Here is a 21,508-nt window from a genome sequence, read left to right on the forward strand (position 1 = left end):
GGAATTTCTCCTTTCAATATAACGCGCTGCCTTTATTTTAGCATATTAATGTAAGGATTTAAAAAAACCCGAACGGACGAGTCCGTTCAGGCAGATCAATTTATTCTTACAGGACGCTTGCGTGGCCGTTATAAACGACGCCGCGTTCAGCATCAACTGTTACTTCCTGACCATCTGTAAATGTTGCTACTGCGTTATCAACACCTACAATGACAGGAATGCCAAGGTTCAGACCGATTACAGCAGCATGACTAGTCAGGCCGCCTTCCTCAACGATTAGTGCAGAACACTTTTCAATCGCCGGCATCATTTCTTTGTCAGTACCAATGGTTACAAGAATTGAGCCGTCTGTTACTTTTTCAAGTGCTTCAGAAGCATTTGATGCTGTAACAACTTTACCAAAGCCGGATTTGCGTCCGATTCCCTGACCTTTAGCAAGTACGTCTCCAACGATATGAATCTTCATCAGGTTAGTAGTACCTGATTCACCGACAGGAACACCTGCAGTAATCACAACTAGATCACCATGCTTCACACAGCCGCTGTTTAAGCTTTCTGTTACAGCCATATCAAGCATTTCATCCGTTGTTTCAGTCTTAGCTCCTACCTGAGGATAAACACCCCATACAAGCGCAAGACGTCTTGATACTGATGAATCAGATGTAACAGCTACGATTGTTGCTTCAGGACGGTATTTTGAGATCATTTTTGCTGTATGACCACTTTCAGTCGGCGCAATAATGGCATTCACTTCAAGGTTTAGTGCAGTATGAGCAACTGCCTGACCGATTGCATCAGTCATGTTACGTTCAAAACGCTTGCTGCGCTTAGAAAGGATTGCTTTGTAGTCAAGTGCTTCTTCAGCTCTTGAAGCGATATTGTTCATCGTCTGAACTGATTCGACCGGGTAATCACCTGCAGCCGTTTCACCTGAAAGCATGATCGCATCTGTACCATCAAAGATCGCATTCGCTACGTCAGAGGCTTCTGCACGTGTCGGACGCGGGTTACGCTGCATAGAATCAAGCATTTGTGTTGCAGTAATAACCGGTTTCCCAACAGCGTTACATTTGCGGATCAGCTGCTTTTGTACAAGTGGTACTTCTTCAGCCGGAATCTCAACACCAAGGTCTCCACGGGCAACCATTAAGCCGTCAGATACCTGGAGAATTTCATCAATGTTATCTACGCCTTCCTGGTTTTCGATCTTAGGAATGATATTGATTTTTGGAGAACCGTTCTTCTCAAGAAGTTCACGGATTTCCATCACGTCTGAGGCACGGCGTACGAATGAAGCCGCGATAAAGTCAACACCCTGCTCGATACCGAAAAGAATGTCATTTGCATCCTTATCTGTAATACCAGGAAGGTTAACTGAAACGCCAGGAACGTTTACACCCTTTTTATTTTTTAACGTACCTGTGTTCATAATCTTTGTTTTGATTTCACCGGCGTTTTTATCCACCGATAGTACTTCAAGACCAATCAGCCCATCATCAAGTAGAATTTTTGACCCTTCGTATACATCATTTACAAGGTCACTGTAAGTAATAGAAAACTTTTCAGTTGTTCCTACTACTTCTTCCATAGAAACAATAATCTCGTTACCTGCTACAAGCTCGATTGCGCCATTTTCCATCGTGTTTGTACGAATTTCCGGCCCTTTTGTATCAAGCAGGATCCCTACATTTTTACCAAGCTTTGCAGCTGCTTCACGAATGTTTTTGATTCTTGCACCATGCTCATCAAAGTCACCATGTGAAAAGTTCAGGCGTGCAACATTCATGCCTGCTTCCATCAGCTGTGTCAGCTTTTCAATACTCTCACTTGCCGGTCCAATCGTACATACAATTTTAGTTTTTCTCATTTTATACCTCCTGGAAATCTATTAAATCGATAATTCCTGTGATAAGCGGTAAAGATCCACATCCACTTTGTGTTCCATTTTCAATGCTTCAATAATATCATAATCAACCAGTTCATTGCGCTGTATACCCACGGCACGCCCGCCTTTGTTTTCCATCAGCAGCTCAACTGCACGTGCACCGAGACGGCTTGCGAGTACCCGGTCTGAAGCAGTTGGTGAGCCTCCGCGCTGCATATGACCAAGCACTGATACTCTTGTATCAACACCGGTTTTTTCTTTCATCAGTGCAGCAAATTCTCCACCTGACATGACGCCCTCGGCCACAATAATAATACTGTGTTTTTTGCCGCGCGCATGACCTTTTTTAATTTTATCTACAACCTTCTCAAGGTTATAAGGGTCTTCCGGGATCAAAATCGATTCTGCTCCTCCTGAAAGTCCTGACCATAAGGCAATGTCTCCTGCGTTTCTTCCCATTACTTCAATGATAAATGTGCGTTCATGTGAAGTGGCTGTATCACGGATTTTATCAATTGCGTCGATCACTGTATTCAGTGCAGTGTCAAACCCGATTGTAAAATCAGTTCCCGGGATATCATTATCAATTGTACCCGGTACGCCTACACATGGGTAACCATGTTCAGTTAATGCTTTTGCTCCCATATAAGAGCCGTCGCCACCGATCACAACAAGACCTTCAATACCGAACTTCTTCAGCTGTTCAATCCCTTTTTTCTGACCTTCAAGTGTTTTAAACTCTTCACATCGTGCAGAATAAAGTTTCGTTCCCCCGCGGTGAATGATATCACCAACAGAACCGAGCTCAAGCTTTTCAATATTACCGGAGATCAGCCCCTGATACCCCTGGTAGATCCCGTATACTTCAAGACCGTGATAGATGGCTTTACGTACAACTGCTCTGACAGCCGGATTCATTCCGGGCGCGTCTCCGCCACTCGTCAGTACGCCAATTCTTTTCATTATGATGTTCCCACCTTTAATTGAAAAATATGTTAACTATTTCACAGAAATAGTGTTCCGAAGTTGGATGTACAAGTCCGTTTTCATCCTTTTAAAAATAACATGAAGCTGACTTGTTCTCAATCATAAGTCTTTTAACTCATGAAAACTTCTTACTAAGCATTTCATGTAAACGCTTCACTCTTTAAAAAAATTCACACAATAGACACATAATAACCTGATTGTCCCACTCTTCTATTGTTTACACATTTAACTAAAGAAAAAACCTTTTCGGAAAATGTTCCGAGAAGGTTTTTTAATCAGACGTGTTCTTTTGTAAATTCACCGATAGACTGAAACTTTTTATAACGCTGATCAACGAGAGATTCTTCATCAAGAGCAGATAATTCCTTTAGAGAGGAAAGGAGTACCTCGTCAATTGACTTAGCCTGGGTCTTCACATCACGGTGTGCACCACCTTTGACTTCAGGGATGATTTCATCAATGATTCCCATCTCTTTCAGGTCAGGTGCTGTAATTTTCATGGATTCAGCCGCCTGTTTTGCAAGTCCTGCATCTTTCCAGAGAATTGAGGCCGCTCCTTCAGGTGAAATAACTGAATAAGTCGAGTTCTCCAGCATATGAAGGTGATTTCCAACGCCAAGCGCCAGTGCACCTCCACTGCCGCCTTCTCCGATGACTATACAGACCACCGGCACAGTCAGCCCTGCCATTTCAAACAGGTTTCTTGCGATTGCTTCACTCTGCCCGCGTTCTTCAGCTGCTTTACCCGGGTAAGCACCTTTTGTATCGATAAAGCAGATAATCGGCCGCTTGAACTTTTCAGCCTGTTTCATCAGCCTGAGCGCTTTACGGTAACCTTCCGGGTGAGGCATTCCAAAGTTACGCTTAATATTCTCTTTCGTATCTTTTCCTCTCTGGTGACCAATTACAGTAACGGGTTTGCCTTTATAACTTGCAATTCCGCCTACAATTGCGTGGTCATCACCATACAGGCGGTCTCCATGCATTTCCATAAAATCTTCAAACAGCTCTTCTATGTATTCAAGTGCTGTCGGACGTTCCGGATGACGCGCAAGCTGGACACGGTCCCATGGTTTAATATTCGAATAAATGTCAGCTTCAAGCCGTATTAGCCGCTCTTCAAGCTTAGAGATTTCTTCACTGAGATCAACTTCAGAATCAGCAGTAAAAGCCTTCAGTTCATTAATCTTTTCTCGTAGCTGATTCAACGGTTTTTCAAATTCCAATTCATTCACCAGGACTCTCCCCCTTTCTTATGAAGCGAAAGCAATACGCTCAGCTTTTCTTTCATTTCAAGTCGGGATATAACCTGATCAAGCTGACCGTGCTCCATTAAAAACTCTGCAGTCTGGAAATCTTCTGGCAGTTTCTCTCTTATTGTCTGTTCAATGATACGGCGTCCGGCGAATCCGATCAGTGCACCGGGTTCAGCAAAATTGTAATCACCGAGTGAGGCGAAACTCGCTGAAACACCACCGGTTGTCGGGTGGGTCATCATTGAAATAATCAGGTCGCCTTTATCACTGAAACGCTTAAGCGCTGTACTCGTTTTTGCCATTTGCATCAGGGATAATACCCCTTCCTGCATCCGTGCCCCGCCGCTTGCAGTAAATATGATAAATGGTAATCCGCGTTCTTCAGCAGTGCGGACAGCTTCTGCAATTTTCTCTCCGACTACCGATCCCATACTCCCCATACGGAAAGTTGAGTCCATGATGGCAAGAACTGCTTCATGTCCGTCAATTTCACAAGTTCCAGTTACGACAGCTTCATTTAATCCTGTTTTCTTCTTATCTTTTTCAACTTTCTCAAGATAATCAGGGAAATCTAACGGATTTTCAGATGTTAAATGGTGATTAAATTCTTTGAATGAACCTTCATCAGCAAGACATTCGATTCTTTCAGCTGCGTTCATCGGATGATGATATCCACACTGAAGGCAGACTTTTTTATTTTTATAGATTTCTTTTGTATAGATAATTTTTTTACATTTTGGACATTTCGTCAGAATCCCTTCAGGCACATCATTTTTATCGTGCTCAGATGGGATTGTTGCATACTTTTTCTTTTTTGCAAATATATCCTTCAGCAACCTGTCGTCCTCCCCGTTATGTTGTGCTAGCGGTCAGCAAGCAATCTCAATGATTGTTCTGTTTCATCATTCATCAGGTACCCTAAAAATTCATTCATGATGTCATCTGTCAGTGCAGCTGAATGTTCACCTTCACTAATATAGAAATCATTCAGCACTAGCCAGATCTTAACGTACAGCTGATTACCTCCTGCTTCCACGATCTCTTTTTTTAAATGAGAAAGTGTCTGCAGTTCTGAACGCTTGTACTTTGCTGAAATATGTTCAATCGTATGAGAAATCTGATCTTTTGAACACGCTCTGAGTCTTCGGATTGCGTCGGCTTCCATCCATGATTTTACTTGTGCAACATCATTGACTGCACGGCCATCCTGCAGAATAAACATACCAAGCAGGTCAATCAGATGATGGTCTCTGAAATCTCTCAGATAAGTCCCTTCGCCTCTTCTGGTTTCTATCAGACCAAGCAGTTCAAGCGCTCTTAATGCTTCACGCACAGAAGAGCGTGCAACGCCGAATCTTTCCGACAGTTCACGCTCCGATGGAATTCTGCTTCCCGCTGTAAGGCGATCCTGCTGAATCATATCCCTGATTTGGTGGACAACAGAAATATACCTTTTATGTTCTTTCAAATGACTGTCACTCGCCTTTTCCGATTTGTGAAAGGCGGGCAGTTTTTTCCCTGACTTCTTCAGGGTCAACTTTAATTCTTGCAACTCCGGTTTCCATTGCAGCATTTGCAACACGTGACGCTACTGCCGGCGCCACTCTTGCGTCAAACGGTGCAGGAATCACATAATCTTCATGGAGCTCATCTTCACCGATCAGCGAAGCGATCGCTTCAACAGCTGCAATTTTCATTTTTTCATTGATATGAGTTGCTCTTACATCTAATGCGCCTCTGAAGATACCCGGAAATGCAAGTACATTGTTGACCTGATTAGGGAAATCAGAGCGCCCCGTTCCAACGACTTTTGCTCCATTTGCTTTTGCAAGGGCCGGCATAATCTCAGGTACCGGATTCGCCATTGCAAAGATGATGGAGTCGTCATTCATTTTCTGAACCATCTCTTCAGTCAGCGCGCCGGCAACTGATACGCCAATAAAGACATCTGCACCTTCGATCACATCATCTAAAGAGCCATCAAGGCGCTCGCGATTTGTGATCTTAGCAACATTATGCTTTACCTCGTTCATGCCATACGGTCTACCTTCATATATTGCACCTTTTGAATCACACATAATAATATCTCTTACACCATAACTATATAAAAGTTTAATAATAGCAATGCCTGCAGCCCCTGCTCCATTCATGACAACTCTAATCGAAGAAAATTCTTTATCTGTAATTTTCAACGCATTTACAAGACCTGCTACAGTAACAATGGCTGTACCATGCTGATCATCATGGAAAATTGGTATGTTTGTTTCTTTTTTCAGGCGCTCTTCAATTTCAAAGCAGCGCGGTGCTGCAATATCTTCAAGGTTGACACCGCCAAATGTCGGTTCCATCAATTTTACTGTCTCTACGATCTTATCAATCTCAGTCGTATTCAGACAGATTGGAAAAGCATCAACTCCTGCAAAACTCTTAAACAATACTGCTTTACCTTCCATTACCGGCAGTGAGGCTTCAGGACCGATATTTCCAAGTCCCAGAACAGCTGTACCATCCGATACAACTGCTACCATATTGCCCTTCATTGTATAGTCATATACCGTTTCCGGCTTATCATAAATTTCTTTACAAGGTTCTGCTACACCAGGTGAATATGCCAGACTTAATTCCTCAGCATTTCTAACCAATACTTTTGACTTTGTCTCCAGTTTCCCCTGATTCACTCTGTGCATATGCAGTGCTTCATCCCGTAATGACAACGAACTTCACTCCTATTATTGGGTTACCCCTTTATTTAACAATTGGTCCGACCACATTCTCATTCACTATAACAAAATGTATTCGGCTTTTGCAATTTATTGTTCAACTACATTCTTTTGACCTAAGAGCTGTACAAGCCTTGCCAGCAGCTCTTCCTGAAGTCTCACTCCTCTTATCTGAAGCTTCATTTTCTCTCCTGAACTTTCATCGTATACAACGACAGGTGAAGTCCCTTCAAATTGTCTGCAGTATTTCAATATCAACATCATTGATTCCTGTTCATCCATGGATGACGGAATTCTGAGGAAAAGTGTTTTCATTCTTTCTGTATGCGTGAATTGATCAGCCGGCACTGCCTGCTGTACAACAAATTGATTTTTCCCGTTTCTTTCCTCTGTTTTTCCAGTCAGTACTGCAGTAACACCTTTTTGAAGAATAGCAGAAAATTTCCTGAATGGTTCAGGGAATACGACCCCATCTATATCTCCGGTTTCATCACTTAACGCGATAAAACACATATTCTCCCCTTTTTTCGTTCTGATCACCCGTACATCGTTGATAAATGCGCCAATGATCCCTTTACTTCCGGGTCCTACTTCATCAATTTTTACAGCCCCGGCTGAATCGAGCTGCTTCCGGTACAGTGATACAGGATGGGAGGATAGATAAATGCCAAGCACTTCTTTTTCATAAGAGAGCTTCTGATCCACCGGCATTGGAGATGCTTTGGCATGCTTCGGTTTGATATCGAGATCCTCAAACAGACTTCCTTCACCCTGAGTGAGACCTGCATGGTTAACAGCAATATCAATAGAAGCGAGCAGAACGGATCTGTCCTGTCCAAAACTGTCAAGCGCACCTGAGAATATCAGGGGTTCAAGCAGTTTGCGGTTAACCAGTTTCGGGTCAAGCCTTGAGCATAAATCAAAAAAGTCGCGGTAAGGTTTGTCCTGTCTTTTTTGAATTAATTCTTCTGCAGCAGCTTTGCTGATCCCTTTAATCGCACTGAAGCTGTAGATGATTGAATTCTTCTCTCCTTTGAAATATCTCATACTCCTGTTAATATCCGGAGGATGAACCTGAATGGAAAGTCTTCTGCACTCTTTAATGTACTGTGCGGTTTTATCTTCATTGCCGGTTGCTGTCGTCATCAGTGACGCCATAAATTCTACCGGATAATGTGCTTTTAAGTAGGCAAGCTGATACCCGATTTTACTGTATGCAACTGCGTGGCTTCTATTGAAACCATAGTCAGCAAACCTGACAATCAGATCATACAATTCATTCGCTGCCTCACTTGAGTATCCTTTTTTCACAGCACCCTCAGTAAATCTTTCTCTTTCACGGTCAAGGTCCTCTTTCTTTTTCTTACTGACCGCTCTTCTCAGTACATCTGCCTGCCCGAGACTGAACCCTGCAAATTTTGATGCAATCTCCATAATCTGCTCCTGATAAATGATAATCCCGTACGTTGAGGCTAAAACAGGCTTAAGATCATCATGAATATACGTCACTTTTTCCTGACCGTACTTTCTTTTTATATATTGCGGAATAAATTCCATTGGTCCGGGTCTGTTTAAGGCGTTCACTGCAACGAGGTCTTCAAATTCAGTCGGCTTAAGCGTCATCAGAACTTTTGTAACCCCTTCAGCCTCAAACTGAAAGATCCCGCTCGTCCAGCCTCTGCCAAGCAGTTCAAAAGCTGCCTGATCATTTTGCGGAATGCCATCAATCGTAAAACGGGCATCCGTTTTTCTGACGGCCTGAATGACCCTGTCTAAAATGGTGAGGTTTCTTAAACCCAGATAATCCATTTTTAAAAGACCGATTTCTTCAAGGACGCCCATCGGCCACTGGGTAATATGCGCGTATGCTGTTCCCTTTTGAAGCGGGACAACATCTGCTAGAGGAATATCACTGATGATGACACCTGCAGCGTGAACAGAAGTGTGTCTCGGCAGCCCCTCAAGTTTCACTGCTGTTGCAAACCATTCCTGATACCGCTCTGACTGATTCACGAAACGCTGCAGTGACTGTGACTGCTCAAAAGCTTCCTTAAGTGTAATGCCGTGCAAAGACGGAATCGATTTTGAGATTACTTCCATTTCCCCTGAGCTCATGCCGTACACCCTTGCCATATCACGCGCCACAGCTTTTGCTGACAACGAACCGAATGTTGCAATCTGGGCTACTTTTTTCATCCCGTATTTTTCGACAGTATACTGAATCACTTCATCCCGTCTGTCATCCGGAAAATCAAGATCGATATCCGGTAAGGTTACCCGCTCAGGATTTAAGAATCTTTCAAAAAGAAGGTTATGTTCAATCGGATCCACGTGTGTAATATAAAGTGCATAAGCAGTTAAAGCTCCGGCCGCTGAGCCACGCCCGGGCCCGGCTAAAATATGCTGTTCACGCGCAAATTTCATCACGTCCCATATAATCAGGAAGTAATCATTAAAACCCATGCGGTCTATGACATCAAGCTCATAACGCAGTCGCTTCATGTACCGGTCATCCATCTTGCCGACTCTTTTTTTCAGCCCTTCTTCACACAGGTGGGCAAGCACTTCTTTTTGAGTGACGTCGTCCGGTACAGGATAAACCGGCAGATGGGAGCTGTTAAAATCGATCTCCATCTGACAGCGTGAGGCAATATTGTACGTATGCTCAAGCGCTTCAGGATAGTCACCCAAAGAAACTTCTACAGCTGCAGGTGTTTGAAAATGATAGTCACCTTCGACCTGTACTTCATCTAAAGTGAGTCCGTCTCTGAGTGCAGTCATCGCTTCATATGCTTTCTTATCATCTGCCTCACTGTATCTGACTTCTGCAGTAGCAGCGAGCGGTACAGACATTTCGGCAGAGAGCCTTGCTAACTGCTGATTGAGTTCATGGTCTTCTCTTTTACTGTGAACTGAAAGCCCGAGAAAGAAATGGTTCTCCCCCAACACTTCTTTTAAATCATTCACCCGTGCTGACGCTTCTTCAAATTGCTCCTGCATTAATAGCTGTTCAACCTCTCCGGTGTCTCCCGGTGTAATGGCAATCAGTCCGGCTGCATATGCTTTCAGCCATTTTTCAGGGAGTGGCTTACCTGTCGTTAAGATCGCACTTGATATTTTAATCAGGTTTTTATATCCTTCATTGTTCTCAGCAAGTAAAACAAGCGGAAATGATTGATCATCATTTCCGCTGATATCTGCTTTCAGTCCGATAATCGGCTTTATTCCTTCGTTTATACAAGCTTTATAAAACGGAATTGCACCATACATCGTATTATGGTCAGTTAAGGCAAGTGCAGACAGCTTCTCACGCTTTGCAAGTCTGATCAGCTGAGGGATCGATACTGTACTGCTCAATAGACTGTATGCACTTGTTACCTGCAAATGTGTAAAAGCCATCTTCAATCTCCTTTCAATACTTAAGCTTTACAAATCGCTTCAAGCTTTTCGATCACATCTTCTGCTTCATTCCAGTTGTAAATTGATGCCCCTGCTGCAACCGGATGACCGCCGCCGTTATATTCTTTCGCCAGCTGATTCACAATCGGTCCTTTAGAGCGTAGTCTTACTCGTATTTCTTTTTCTTCTTCTATAAAAAAGACCCATGCCCGAATTCCTTTTACACTGCCGAGCGTACTGACCAGCAGCGAAGCTTCCGATGGTGCTGCACCGAACTCCTTAAGCTGCTCTTTTGTCAGCTTGACATGCGCCGCTCCGTTCTCTGACATATGGAAATTCTGCAATACATACCCCTGAAGCTTTAATACGTGAGCATCCATTTCATACAGGGAGTTGTACAGCGCTGTACGGTCAAATGAGTATTTAATCAGTTCACCCGCGTAATCAAATGTTTTCTGCGTAGCACTTGGATATAAAAAGCGGCCGGTATCGCCGACAATTCCCGCATAAATCAATCGTGCAGCACTGTCGGACATTTTCAGACCCTCCTGCACGCCGGAAAGATATAACTCATAGATCATTTCACTCGCAGAACTTGCTGAAGTATCCACCCACAACAGGTCACCATACGCATCCTCATTTGGGTGATGATCGATTTTGATACACTTCTCACCAAGTTTATAACGCTGGTCGTCAATGCGGTCAGTGTTTGCTGTATCACAGACTATCACAAGCGCACCTTTAAAATCTTCATCTGCAATATCATCAAGTTTATGCAGAAAAGCAAGAGTCGGCTCAGCTGTTCCTGCCGTTAATACTTTTTTATCTGGAAATGAAGATTTGATCAGCTCTGCTAACCCCGCCTGTGAACCATAGGCGTCCGGGTCCGGTCTTACATGTCTATGTAGTATAATTGTGTCATATTTTTTAATTTCCTGAATGATTTGCTCTTTCAATGAATGTCACTCCCTGATTTAGTGGAATTTAGGCTCATAAGCCATTACAATAATAGTAGTTTATTATTGGAGGAATCGAAATGGCGATATTAGTTTTTTTAATTATTATGTCCGGAGTTGCTTACCTGTATTTCAAAACAAAGCAGATCCGCACACCACGCCCCGCTGAAAAAGCCTGGCAGAAAAGCCGTGCAGGTATGGCACTTGGTGCACTGATGGGCTTAGTCGGCCTGAATACATTTTTTCTTTTTAACTTTGAGATCGCAACAAATCTGATCTTTACTTATATCATTGCGCTGTTGTTTATTATCATTGGTTTTTCAAGCGCATGGATCCGGTATAAAGCTGTAAAGCATTTTACACCTCTCATGGAAGAGGAAGATCGTAACTGGAATGAATAATGAAAGGACTGAAACCGGCTGAAAGCAGCCGGTTTCATTATTTCTCCAGCAATTGGCACATCATCATGGCTTTTCCTACGAGGATGTTTTCGCTGAATACTTCCACGTCAACTTTCCCGAATTTCCGTCCGACATCCAACAGTTTCGGGACAATCTCAAGTTCACTTTCCATCTGAACCGGTTTAATAAAGTAAATGGTAATATTTTCTACCACCAGGTCACTGCGCTTGTATTCTTTCAGGAGTTGATTAGCAGATTCTGTCACGAGCGTTGTAAATACCCCATAAGAAATAGCGCCAAGGTGATTGGTCATCTGTGGTGTTACCTGAAACGTCTGACGTTTACTTTCTGTTTTCTCCACCTGCAGCTCCTTTAGAATCAGGTCATCAATCGTTTCTCCCATCTGGGGCTGACGCTGAATCATCTGCATGGCTTTTAATACATCCTGCCTGCTGATCACGCCCTGCAGCTGATGAGATTCATTCACCACCGGCAACAGCTCAATCCCTTCCCAGATCATAATATGAGCTGCTGATGCAACACTTGTTTTTGCATTGACAGTCAGCGGATATTTTGTCATGACTTTTTCAAGCACTTCATCCTTATTGCGCCCAAGAATATCTTTAGCCGTCACCATTCCGGTAACTTTCAGCGTGGTGGCATCTACAACAGGGAAGCGGCTGTGCTGAGTTTCTTTATTCATTTCTTCCCACTGACGGATTGATGACTTTGAAGTCAGATAATAAGAGCGTTCTAGCGGAATCAGTATATCATCAACAAGTACAATCTCTTTTTTGATCATCTGATCATAGATCGCTCTATTAATCATCGCCGCAACTGTAAATGTGTCATAGCTCGTTGAAATAACAGGAAGCTCAAGGTCATCAGCGAGTTTCTTCACAGATTCATCTGCATCAAATCCACCAGTGATCAGGACTGCTGCTCCTGCATTTAAAGCATATTCATGTGCTTTTGTCCGGTTACCTACGATCAGCAGGTTGCCGGCTTCTGTATATCTCATCATCGCTTCAAGCTTCATCGCTCCGATGACGAATTTATTAAGCGTTTTATGAAGGCCCGTGCGGCCACCCACAACGTGTCCATCCACAATGTTGACGACCTCTGCATAGGTCAGCCGCTCAATGTTTTCTCGTACTTTCTTTTCAATTCTGATGGTTCCGACACGTTCGATCGTGCTGACGAGTCCTTTGTTTTCTGCTTCTTTTATCGCGCGGTATGCAGTTCCTTCGCTTACCGCCATATGTTTTGCTACCTGTCTGACTGAAATTTTATTTCCGACAGGCAGGGATTCTATATGCTGAAGAATCTGTTCGTGTTTTGTAGCCAATCGCTAATCCCCGCTTTCTGCGTCCTGTGTACGTGTTTATATTATAACCGCAGTGGTAAGAAAGGTTCAAATCCACTTGAAATAATATGATATTTCTGATGAAGCTGACTGGTGGTTTTTGATTTCTGTACGGGGAAATACGGTGGCTTTTGAGGGCTTTCGCATACTCGAACTTTCGTATATTGGCAGTTGAACGTCGCGTGCTGCTTCGTGAAGGTCGGATACGCCCGGATTGGAGGTCGTATATGCACAGGCGAATGTCGCGTATGCACAATCGAACGCCTTATCCGGCTGATTCGTTGCAGTTCTACGTCCACGGTACACCTATAACACAACTATAATAAAAAGAAGATGCGCAGGACGCATCTTCTTTTTATTATAGTTCCGTACTGTCGCCGGCTTTCATCATTTTGCCCTGGCCTTCTTTGAGCATACTGATGAATTTTTCCGGGTCCTGTTTAATTGGCGGGAAGGTGTCGTAATGAATCGGGACGACTTGTTTGGCTCCTAACAGTTCAGCTGCATAGGCAGCATCGTCAGGGCCCATGGTGAAGTTGTCACCGATTGGCAGGAACGCAAGGTCAATCGGGTGTCGATCGCCGATCAGTTTCATATCGCTGAACAGTGCAGTGTCTCCAGCATGATAAACTGTCTTGCCTTCAGCCATGAATAATATACCTGCTGGCATACCTGTATAGATAATCTGATTATCTTCAGTTGTATAGGATGATCCGTGGAAGGCCTGAGTGAATTTCACTTTCCCGAAATCAAATTCATAAGCACCACCAATGTGCATCGGGTGTGTGTTAAGGCCTTGCATTTCCATGTAATTTGCCAGTTCAAACGGTGCTACAACCAATGCCCCGCTCCGTTTTGCGATCTCAACTGTGTCACCTACGTGATCATTATGACCGTGCGTCAGAAGAATCACATCAGGATTCTGATCATCTGCCTTTAAATCTGTCTGTTCATTTCCGTTAATAAAAGGGTCGATCAGGATTGTTTTGCCGTTTGTTTCGATTTTAACAACAGAATGTCCATGATAAAAAATTTTCATCATTATTCCTCCTAAGTTCCGTGTTATCACTCAACTTTTCCCTTCCTGCAGCTGCTGAAACATTTACATGTGCTAATTTAAATGATAATTTTGAACAGACTGATTATGAGAGGATGTTTTAACATGATCAAAAAAGTTCAGACATACTTAACAAAAGAGAATATTGAAGGTGCTTTTCTGACATCAACAGAAAATGTGACATACACAACCGGATTCAGAAGTGACCCTCACGAAAGATGGCTCGCAGTATTTATTCCTGCTGATGGTGACGCAGTACTGATCTGTCCCGGCATGGAGACTGAAGACGCGAAACATGCAGGCTGGGACGGGGATATCATTGGCTACAGCGATACAGAAAATCCGCTCGCTCTTTTGAAAAAACGCGTTCCATCAATCGGCAGTCTTGCGATTGAAAAAAACCATCTGACTGTTGAGAGACTTGAGCTGCTCCAGGACGTATTTGGACAGCTGACGATCCATCCTGCAGAACATTTCATGAATGAACTAAGAGTCGTTAAAAGCGAGTCTGAAATCAAACTTTTGAAAAAGGCGGCTGAGTTTGCAGACTTTGCGATTGAAACTGCCTGCAGAGAACTCGTAGAAGGTAAAACGGAACTTGATGTGCTTTCTACAATTGAATATGAATTAAAGAAAAAAGGGATCACTGAAATGTCGTTTTCAACGATGGTACTGACAGGCGAAAATGCATCCTCGCCACACGGCACACCGGGTGATACAAGAATCAAAAAAGGGGATCTAGTGTTATTTGATCTTGGCGTTGTGTATAAAGGGTACTGCTCAGATATTACGAGAACAGTAGCATTCGGTGAGATCGACGGGAAACAGCGTGAAATCTATGACACTGTGTTAAAGGCGGAAATGACTGCGCTTGAGATGGTCAAACCTGGCGTAAAAGCGAGTGAACTGGATCTGGCGGCAAGAAAAGTGATTGAGGATGCAGGTTACGGGGACTACTTCCCACACCGGCTTGGTCACGGACTCGGTCTGAATGTTCATGAGTTCCCTTCCATTACTTCTGAAAGTGATTTTGTACTTGAAGAAGGCATGACATTTACGATTGAACCGGGCATTTATGTAAACGGCGTAGCGGGTGTCAGAATTGAAGATGATGTACTGGTAACGAAAGACGGTTATGAAACGTTAACGAAATTCCCTAAAACGCTGCAAACCTATTAAATGAAAAGCGCCTGACGGATTATCATCCGCAGGCGCTTCTCGTATTAATTAATCAGCAGATCTCTTACATTCGCATACTCGAGGTTATGCGCTTCAGCTACTGCATTATACGTCACATATCCATCAAGCGTATTGATACCGCTCATTAACGCTTCGTTATCAATACATGCCTGACGGTACCCTTTATTTGCAATCTGAATGCCATAAGGAACAGTCACATTCGTCAGCGCAATTGTAGAAGTACGCGGAACAGCACCCGGCATGTTCGCTACCGCATAGTGTACAACACCGTGCTTTGTATAAGTCGGGTTATCATGTGTTGTAATTTTATCTGTTGTTTCAAAAATTCCACCCTGATCAATTGCGATATCCACCACAACAGCCCCAGGCTTCATTGCTTTAATCATCTCTTCACTCACAAGCTTAGGCGCTTTTGCTCCAGGAATCAGCACAGCCCCGATCACAAGATCAGAGTCTGCTACACTGTCAGCGATATTAAGCGGATTAGACATTAATGTTGTTACATCTTTTCCAAATAAATCATCAAGCTGACGCAGTCTTTCCGGGTTCAGGTCAAGAATTGTCACATCTGCACCGAGTCCTACAGCCATTTTTGCAGCATTTGTTCCTGCTACGCCTCCGCCAATGACTGTTACTTTTCCTCTTGAGACCCCAGGTACACCTGCAAGCAGGATACCCATCCCACCATGGATTTTTTCAAGGAATTGCGCGCCGATCTGTGTAGACATTCTACCGGCCACTTCACTCATTGGTGTGAGCAGTGGGAGTGAACCGTTAGGAAGCTGAACTGTTTCATATGCGATAGAAACAACTTTGTTATCAATCAGTGCTTTTGTCAGTTCAGGTTCAGGTGCAAGGTGCAGATACGTAAACAGGATCTGTCCTTCACGGAAGTAACCGTACTCGCTCTCAATCGGTTCTTTTACTTTCATCACCATTTCACAAGCCCATGCATCTGCAGCTGTTGAAGCAATCTGTGCACCGGCAGCAGTATAATCATCATTTGTAAAACCTGAGCCAAGACCGGCTCCGTCTTCAACTAATACTTCATGACCCTGTTTAACAAAGTGATAAACCCCTGATGGAGTAATCGCTACACGATTCTCATTATTTTTTATCTCTCTTGGAATCCCGACACGCATGTTTATTCCTCCTGTATCATGATAGAATTTGATGCTTCATTTATGCAGTTCCATTTTAACAAATCCCCTATGCCTTGTCCTTACTTATTTCACACTTCCAAATTGATTAACTATTCGCACTTTTTGAAACCGTTTTCGCTATTGCGCTAATGTGTTAAAATGACTGTATTCATACGACAGGAGACTGATTATGACAATGGTAAATAAGAAACGGGTCCAGATTGAAACCATTGGTTTATCTGAAGTGCCCGAATCTGAGAAAAAAACAAAATGGTTTGACTATGCTTTTATACAGATGGCTTTTTCAGTTAATACAGGAAATGTGCTCGTCCCTGCCCTTGCCGTCACAGCAGGAGGACTGTCAGCAGGCTGGGCGATCACGTCAACATTAACCGGAGCCATTCTCGCTTTTATACTTGTCTCTCTATTGTCACTACCAGGCGCCAGATACGGTCTGCCTGCCCAATATGTCATTCGTACAATGATTGGATCGAGACTGTCTATGTATTTTGCTTCACCTGTAAGATCTCTCACATCACTGTACTGGTTTGCCGTCCAGACGATTGGCGGCTCAATTGTTGTACAGTTTTTGCTGATGGAGTTCGCAGACATTCAAATCTCTTTATACATACTTGCCCCACTATTTTCAGTTATTATGTCAGTACTTGCATTAATCGGGTTTGAGGCCGTTAAAAAAACGATTAAGTGGTTTATACCGCTGTTATTTCTAAGTCAGCTCTTAATGCTTTATCTGATTATAGACCTGATCATGAGTGATAAAACGGTCATGATGACAGGGGAATTCTCATTTGGAACCTGTTTATTTTATGGGAGTCTCGCTTTTATGCAATATGTCTCAGGCGTTAGTGCATCGTCAGATATCACTCGTTACGCTAAATCACCACGTGAAGGATTTACAGGCGTTCTTGTGGGTAATATTGCAGGGTTTGCAGTCGTTGCAGTCCTTGGGTCACTGTTTGCGGCAGCACTGCAGTCGGTGAATCCGTTTGTTGCTGCAAGTCAGCTGACAGATTCTTCAGCTGCGATCCTGCTGATTGCTGCAGGGGCTGTTATTTCCATGATTTCTATTAATCTCAGTAATGCATACACTGGCGGTTACAGTCTTTTAAATGCTCTGCCTCTTCTTGGCCGTGTGAAGAGCGCTGTGATTTTTGGCTGCGCTGCAACTGGACTCAGTCTGTTTCCTTCCATCGTAAATGAAGCAGAGCAATATATTTCGCTTCTCGGTGCAGCTATCGTTCCATTATCTGCTGTCATTATTGCTGACTATGCCGTGGTGAAGAAACTGTCAATTACACCTGAACACTTAGCCCGTCTTGGCAGAGGCGGTCACTATACAAATATTCCAGCACTTGTTACAGTGGGTATTTTTATGCCTGTTTACTTTATTCTACCGGACAGTGTATCACCCGGTCTTATTGTATTCGCAGCTGCTTCAGCCTTTTATCCTCTTTTACAAAAATACGCCACAAATCAGTCAGAAATTTCTCATAATTAGCAGGAATATTGACACGATTCGGTGTAATATATAAGTAAAGGAGGCGATCAACATGACATTAAGCTATGACCACATTCTCGTTGCTGTAGACGGTTCTAAGGAAGCGGAATGGGCATTCAAAAAGTCAATTGATATCGCGAAAAGAAATGATGCAACGCTGAACCTGCTTCACGTCATTGATACCCGCTCATTTGCGGTTGTTGAAGCGTACGACAGAAGCGTTGCGAAAAGAGCTGAAACCTTTGCTGAAGAAATGCTGAATGATTACAAGAAAGAAGCTGAAAGCAAAGGTGTTTCAAAGGTTAACGTTTTTGTAGAATACGGTTCTCCTAAAGTGCTGGTTCCAAAAGAATTTGCACATAAAGTTGAAGCAGATCTGATCATTTGTGGCGCGACTGGTCTTAATGCAATGGAACGGTTCCTGATCGGAAGTATTTCTGAGCATATTGTACGGGCAGCAAAATGCGATGTACTGGTTGTCCGCACTGACCAGCCTCCGGAAAAAGAAGCGAAAGATTTGGATATTTAAAAAATAAGAGGGTGAGACATTATACATACAATGTCTCACCCTCTTTAATCGTTTCGCTGCGCTCCACTTGAATTTCCATCTATTAAATTTAGCTATTATCTTTAGCTGATATAAAAGATTAGGACTTCACATGAGCCTTAATAATACTTTCAGCCTTATTCAGCTGATTTCTCACCTGTTTAAACCCTGTTCCGCCTTCTGATTCACGGCGTTTTACTGCTTCTGCGGGTTCAAGCACCTGATAGATATCTTCTTCGATCAATGAAGATGCAGCCTGCATTTCGCTCATTGGAAGGTCTTTCAGGTAGATACCCTGCTGGATGCAGGTTAATACGAGTTTCCCCACTACTTCATGCGCTTCACGGAATGGCATTCCTTTAGAAGCCAGATAATCCGCCAGCTCTGTTGCATTAGAAAAGTCTTCATTAACCGCTTTTGACAGCTGCTCTGTGTTCACTTTCATTGTGTTGATCATGCCGGCGAAAATTTTCAGCGAGCCCATCAGCGTATGCACAGTATCGAACATACCCTCTTTATCTTCCTGCATATCTTTGTTATAAGCGAGCGGCAGACCTTTGAGTACTGTCAGCATTGATACCAGGTGTCCAAATACTCTGCCCGTCTTCCCTCTTACCAGTTCAGCCATATCAGGATTCTTTTTTTGCGGCATGATACTGCTGCCTGTTGAAAAAGCATCAGCCAGCTCAATAAACCTGAATTCCTGACTCGACCAGATGATCATCTCCTCTGAAAATCTCGAAAGGTGCATAATCGTCATCGACGCATTAGATAAAAATTCAACGATAAAGTCACGATCGCTGACAGCATCCATACTGTTTTCATAAATATCACTGAAGCCCAGCAATTCCGCAGAACGCTTTCTATTAATTGGAAATGTTGTTCCTGCAAGTGCCCCTGCTCCAAGTGGTGAGATATCGATTCTCTTTAATGAATCATTGAAACGGTTATAATCTCTTTCAAGCATCCAGAAATAAGCCATAAGATGATGGCCGAATGATACAGGCTGGGCACGCTGCAGATGCGTATAGCCAGGTGCAATTGTTTCTACATGCGCTTCTGCCTGATTAACAATTGCCTGCTGAACAGCACGGATCAGTTCCATAATTTCAATCACTCTGTTTTTCAAATACAGGTGCATATCCGTTGCCACCTGGTCATTTCTGCTTCTTCCTGTATGAAGCTTGCCACCTATCTGTCCGATTTCCTGGATAAGAAAATGTTCAAGGTTCAGGTGAATATCTTCATTTTGTACAGAGTAAGAAAGTTCACCCTTCTGTGCTTTTTCTTTCAGTACAGAAAGGCCTTCAATAATCTGTTTGACTTCTGATGGTTCGAGTATGCCGCACTCCCCAAGCATGGTTACGTGGGCAACAGACCCTTCAAGGTCTTCCATTACAAGATTCTGATCGAACCCGATCGATGCGTTGAACTCGTCAACCCACTCCTCGGGTGATTGTGAAAAGCGTCCGCCCCAGAGTTTGCTCATGAAGTGGTCACACCTTTTGATTCCTTCTGAACCATTGAATGAACCTTAGTAGGAAGTCCCCACAGCTTGATAAACCCTACAGCTGCACCGTGATCAAATTCATCATCAGAAGTATAAGTTGCGAGCTTTTCATTATAAAGAGAATTTGGTGACGTTCTGCCTTCTACAATCGCATGCCCTTTAAACAGCTTCACTCTGGCAACACCATTTACATACTGCTGTGTTTCCTGCAAAAATGCTTTCAGTGCATCAGTCAGCGGCGAGAACCATAGCCCTTCATAGATCACTTCAGTCAGCTTTTTCTCAATAACTGGCTTGAAGTGTGCCATTTCTTTTACAAGCGTTAAGTCTTCAAGTTCTTTGTGGGCTTTCATCAGTGTAATCGCACCCGGGCACTCATACACTTCTCTTGATTTGATTCCGACAAGACGATTTTCCACGTGGTCAATTCTTCCGACGCCATGTTTACCGGCAATATCATTCAGTTTGAGGATCATCGCAGAAAGTTCCATGCCCTGTCCATTTAATGCAACCGGCACACCGTTTTCAAAAGTGATTTCGATTGTTTCCGGCGCGTTCGGTGTTGTTTCAAGTGAAGCTGTCAGATCATAAGCGCCTTCCGGTGGAGCTGCCCATGGATCTTCAAGAATACCGCATTCATTACTTCTTCCCCAGAGATTCTGATCAATTGAGTATGGGCTGTCAAGATTGATCGGGATTGGAATGTTATGCTCTTTTGCATATTCAATTTCTTCTTCTCTTGACCAGCCCCACTCACGAACCGGTGCAAGTACTTCAAGTTCAGGGTTCAGACCGTTAATTGCCACTTCAAATCTTACCTGATCATTCCCTTTACCTGTGCAGCCGTGTGCTACAGCTGATGCGCCTGTCTTTTCTGCCACTTCAACCAGCTTCTTTGCAATCAGTGGTCTTGAAAGTGCTGATACTAACGGGTATTTCCCTTCATACATTGTATGAGCCTGAAGTGCAATTAAAGCAAAATCCTGTGCGAACTCTTCTTTAGCATCAATCACATAACTATCTACTGCACCGACAGTCAGTGCTTTTTCTTTTACAAAGTCAAGATCCTTACCTTCTCCAACGTCAAGGCAGCATGCTACAACTGAATATCCCTGGTCTTTTAACCATTGGATCGCTACTGATGTATCAAGTCCGCCTGAATATGCTAGTACTACTTTTTTGTTTTGTGTCATATGAATCAACCTCTTTCGTATTTTTATTAATTATCTTGTATATTTATTCTTTATATGATGAATGTATCATAACAGGGTATTTATAAAGATGCAACACTTCTTATAAAAATTCTTAAAGATTAAATATTCTGATTTTATACATTGGAGTTTGCAGAGGTTTTTAAATGGAGATGAAGTGTGATTCGATTGGTAACGTCATTATTCATGTTGCAGTGACCAAAGTATCTTAAAAGAAAGCTCGGATAAAGTTGTTCGGGTCATATCCCCAGGGTTACGGGTCAGGTGCAATTATTTACCCGTCACAACCATTCATCACAACAGGCAGGACGCGTTACATAAAATAATATTCGCTTATAACGCAGAAAAAAGA

General features: G+C 43.2%; 17 protein-coding genes. 4 read left to right on the top strand and 13 right to left on the bottom strand.

Translation table 11 applies throughout. The features are described from left to right. Window positions 1-106: 106 nt before the first annotated feature. From pyk to JOD21_RS07880, 8 genes are all read right to left on the bottom strand, one after another. A complete protein-coding gene (gene pyk / locus JOD21_RS07845) occupies window positions 107-1,867 on the bottom strand; it encodes a pyruvate kinase (RefSeq protein ID WP_204729072.1) in 1,761 nt (586 codons plus the stop codon). Between the two features lie 21 nt (window positions 1,868-1,888). After that, window positions 1,889-2,848 (bottom strand): 6-phosphofructokinase, encoded by a 960-nt coding sequence (gene pfkA / locus JOD21_RS07850; RefSeq protein WP_204729073.1) that lies wholly within the window; start codon window positions 2,846-2,848, stop codon window positions 1,889-1,891. A gap of 299 nt (window positions 2,849-3,147) precedes the next feature. Further along, a complete protein-coding gene (accA, locus tag JOD21_RS07855; RefSeq protein WP_204729163.1) occupies window positions 3,148-4,110 on the bottom strand; it encodes an acetyl-CoA carboxylase carboxyl transferase subunit alpha in 963 nt (320 codons plus the stop codon). Then, entirely contained in the window at window positions 4,104-4,964 is an 861-nt protein-coding gene (gene accD, locus JOD21_RS07860) for an acetyl-CoA carboxylase, carboxyltransferase subunit beta (protein ID WP_204729074.1), read from the bottom strand. Before accD ends, accA begins: the two co-directional genes overlap by 7 nt. Before the next feature lie 26 nt (window positions 4,965-4,990). Continuing rightward, window positions 4,991-5,596, bottom strand: a complete 606-nt coding sequence (locus JOD21_RS07865) for a FadR/GntR family transcriptional regulator (RefSeq protein ID WP_204729075.1) — start codon at window positions 5,594-5,596, stop codon at window positions 4,991-4,993. Window positions 5,597-5,603: 7 nt separating this feature from the next. Then, window positions 5,604-6,842, bottom strand: a complete 1,239-nt coding sequence (gene ystJ, locus JOD21_RS07870; protein ID WP_204729076.1) for an NADP-dependent malic enzyme — start codon at window positions 6,840-6,842, stop codon at window positions 5,604-5,606. 96 nt (window positions 6,843-6,938) lie between these two features. Continuing rightward, window positions 6,939-10,247 carry a DNA polymerase III subunit alpha gene (dnaE, locus tag JOD21_RS07875; RefSeq protein ID WP_204729077.1) on the bottom strand — a complete coding sequence of 1,103 codons (3,309 nt, stop codon included), beginning with the start codon at window positions 10,245-10,247 and terminating at the stop codon, window positions 6,939-6,941. 20 nt (window positions 10,248-10,267) lie between these two features. Further along, window positions 10,268-11,203, bottom strand: a complete 936-nt coding sequence (locus tag JOD21_RS07880; protein ID WP_204729078.1) for a DHH family phosphoesterase — start codon at window positions 11,201-11,203, stop codon at window positions 10,268-10,270. Between the two features lie 80 nt (window positions 11,204-11,283). Between JOD21_RS07880 and JOD21_RS07885 the strand changes: the two genes are divergently transcribed. Next, window positions 11,284-11,604: a YtpI family protein gene (locus JOD21_RS07885; protein WP_204729079.1), complete on the top strand. Its 321-nt coding sequence runs from the start codon at window positions 11,284-11,286 to the stop codon at window positions 11,602-11,604. 37 nt (window positions 11,605-11,641) lie between these two features. Here the strand turns inward: JOD21_RS07885 and JOD21_RS07890 are convergent, their stop codons facing one another. Then, on the bottom strand, window positions 11,642-12,952 hold the full coding sequence (locus JOD21_RS07890; protein WP_204729080.1) for a DRTGG domain-containing protein: 1,311 nt from the start codon (window positions 12,950-12,952) through the stop codon (window positions 11,642-11,644). A 376-nt stretch (window positions 12,953-13,328) separates the two neighbouring features. Then, a complete protein-coding gene (locus JOD21_RS07895) occupies window positions 13,329-14,009 on the bottom strand; it encodes a metal-dependent hydrolase (RefSeq protein WP_204729081.1) in 681 nt (226 codons plus the stop codon). A gap of 123 nt (window positions 14,010-14,132) precedes the next feature. On the opposite strand from JOD21_RS07895, the gene JOD21_RS07900 reads away from it, so the two are divergent. Then, window positions 14,133-15,206, top strand: a complete 1,074-nt coding sequence (locus tag JOD21_RS07900) for a M24 family metallopeptidase (RefSeq protein ID WP_204729082.1) — start codon at window positions 14,133-14,135, stop codon at window positions 15,204-15,206. 44 nt (window positions 15,207-15,250) lie between these two features. Here the strand turns inward: JOD21_RS07900 and ald are convergent, their stop codons facing one another. Further along, window positions 15,251-16,369, bottom strand: a complete 1,119-nt coding sequence (gene ald, locus JOD21_RS07905; RefSeq protein ID WP_204729083.1) for an alanine dehydrogenase — start codon at window positions 16,367-16,369, stop codon at window positions 15,251-15,253. Window positions 16,370-16,559: 190 nt separating this feature from the next. Here ald and JOD21_RS07910 point away from each other — a divergent pair, with 190 nt between their 5' ends. Both JOD21_RS07910 and JOD21_RS07915 read left to right on the top strand, forming a co-directional pair. Then, window positions 16,560-17,888: a purine-cytosine permease family protein gene (locus JOD21_RS07910; protein ID WP_239581485.1), complete on the top strand. Its 1,329-nt coding sequence runs from the start codon at window positions 16,560-16,562 to the stop codon at window positions 17,886-17,888. Window positions 17,889-17,940: 52 nt separating this feature from the next. After that, the gene (locus tag JOD21_RS07915) at window positions 17,941-18,417 is read left to right on the top strand and encodes a universal stress protein (protein ID WP_041120914.1); all 477 of its coding nucleotides are present in this window, start codon (window positions 17,941-17,943) and stop codon (window positions 18,415-18,417) included. A 118-nt stretch (window positions 18,418-18,535) separates the two neighbouring features. Here the strand turns inward: JOD21_RS07915 and argH are convergent, their stop codons facing one another. Continuing rightward, entirely contained in the window at window positions 18,536-19,924 is a 1,389-nt protein-coding gene (gene argH / locus JOD21_RS07920; protein ID WP_204729084.1) for an argininosuccinate lyase, read from the bottom strand. Further along, entirely contained in the window at window positions 19,921-21,138 is a 1,218-nt protein-coding gene (locus JOD21_RS07925; protein ID WP_041120912.1) for an argininosuccinate synthase, read from the bottom strand. Before JOD21_RS07925 ends, argH begins: the two co-directional genes overlap by 4 nt. Window positions 21,139-21,508: the final 370 nt, after the last annotated feature.

Source organism: Jeotgalibacillus terrae (genome assembly GCF_016908195.1).
Lineage (GTDB): Bacteria > Bacillota > Bacilli > Bacillales > Jeotgalibacillaceae > Jeotgalibacillus > Jeotgalibacillus terrae.

What these genes read in the sequence shown, in the direction of transcription:
- JOD21_RS07915 (WP_041120914.1), top strand. Translation starts at nt 17,941, where the DNA reads ATGACATTAAGCTATGACCACATTCTCGTTGCTGTAGACGGTTCTAAG.
- JOD21_RS07910 (WP_239581485.1), top strand. Translation starts at nt 16,560, where the DNA reads ATGACAATGGTAAATAAGAAACGGGTCCAGATTGAAACCATTGGTTTA.
- JOD21_RS07895 (WP_204729081.1), bottom strand. Translation starts at nt 14,009, where the DNA reads ATGAAAATTTTTTATCATGGACATTCTGTTGTTAAAATCGAAACAAAC.
- ald (WP_204729083.1), bottom strand. Translation starts at nt 16,369, where the DNA reads ATGCGTGTCGGGATTCCAAGAGAGATAAAAAATAATGAGAATCGTGTA.
- dnaE (WP_204729077.1), bottom strand. Translation starts at nt 10,247, where the DNA reads ATGGCTTTTACACATTTGCAGGTAACAAGTGCATACAGTCTATTGAGC.
- argH (WP_204729084.1), bottom strand. Translation starts at nt 19,924, where the DNA reads ATGAGCAAACTCTGGGGCGGACGCTTTTCACAATCACCCGAGGAGTGG.
- JOD21_RS07900 (WP_204729082.1), top strand. Translation starts at nt 14,133, where the DNA reads ATGATCAAAAAAGTTCAGACATACTTAACAAAAGAGAATATTGAAGGT.
- pfkA (WP_204729073.1), bottom strand. Translation starts at nt 2,848, where the DNA reads ATGAAAAGAATTGGCGTACTGACGAGTGGCGGAGACGCGCCCGGAATG.
- JOD21_RS07885 (WP_204729079.1), top strand. Translation starts at nt 11,284, where the DNA reads ATGGCGATATTAGTTTTTTTAATTATTATGTCCGGAGTTGCTTACCTG.
- JOD21_RS07925 (WP_041120912.1), bottom strand. Translation starts at nt 21,138, where the DNA reads ATGACACAAAACAAAAAAGTAGTACTAGCATATTCAGGCGGACTTGAT.
- pyk (WP_204729072.1), bottom strand. Translation starts at nt 1,867, where the DNA reads ATGAGAAAAACTAAAATTGTATGTACGATTGGACCGGCAAGTGAGAGT.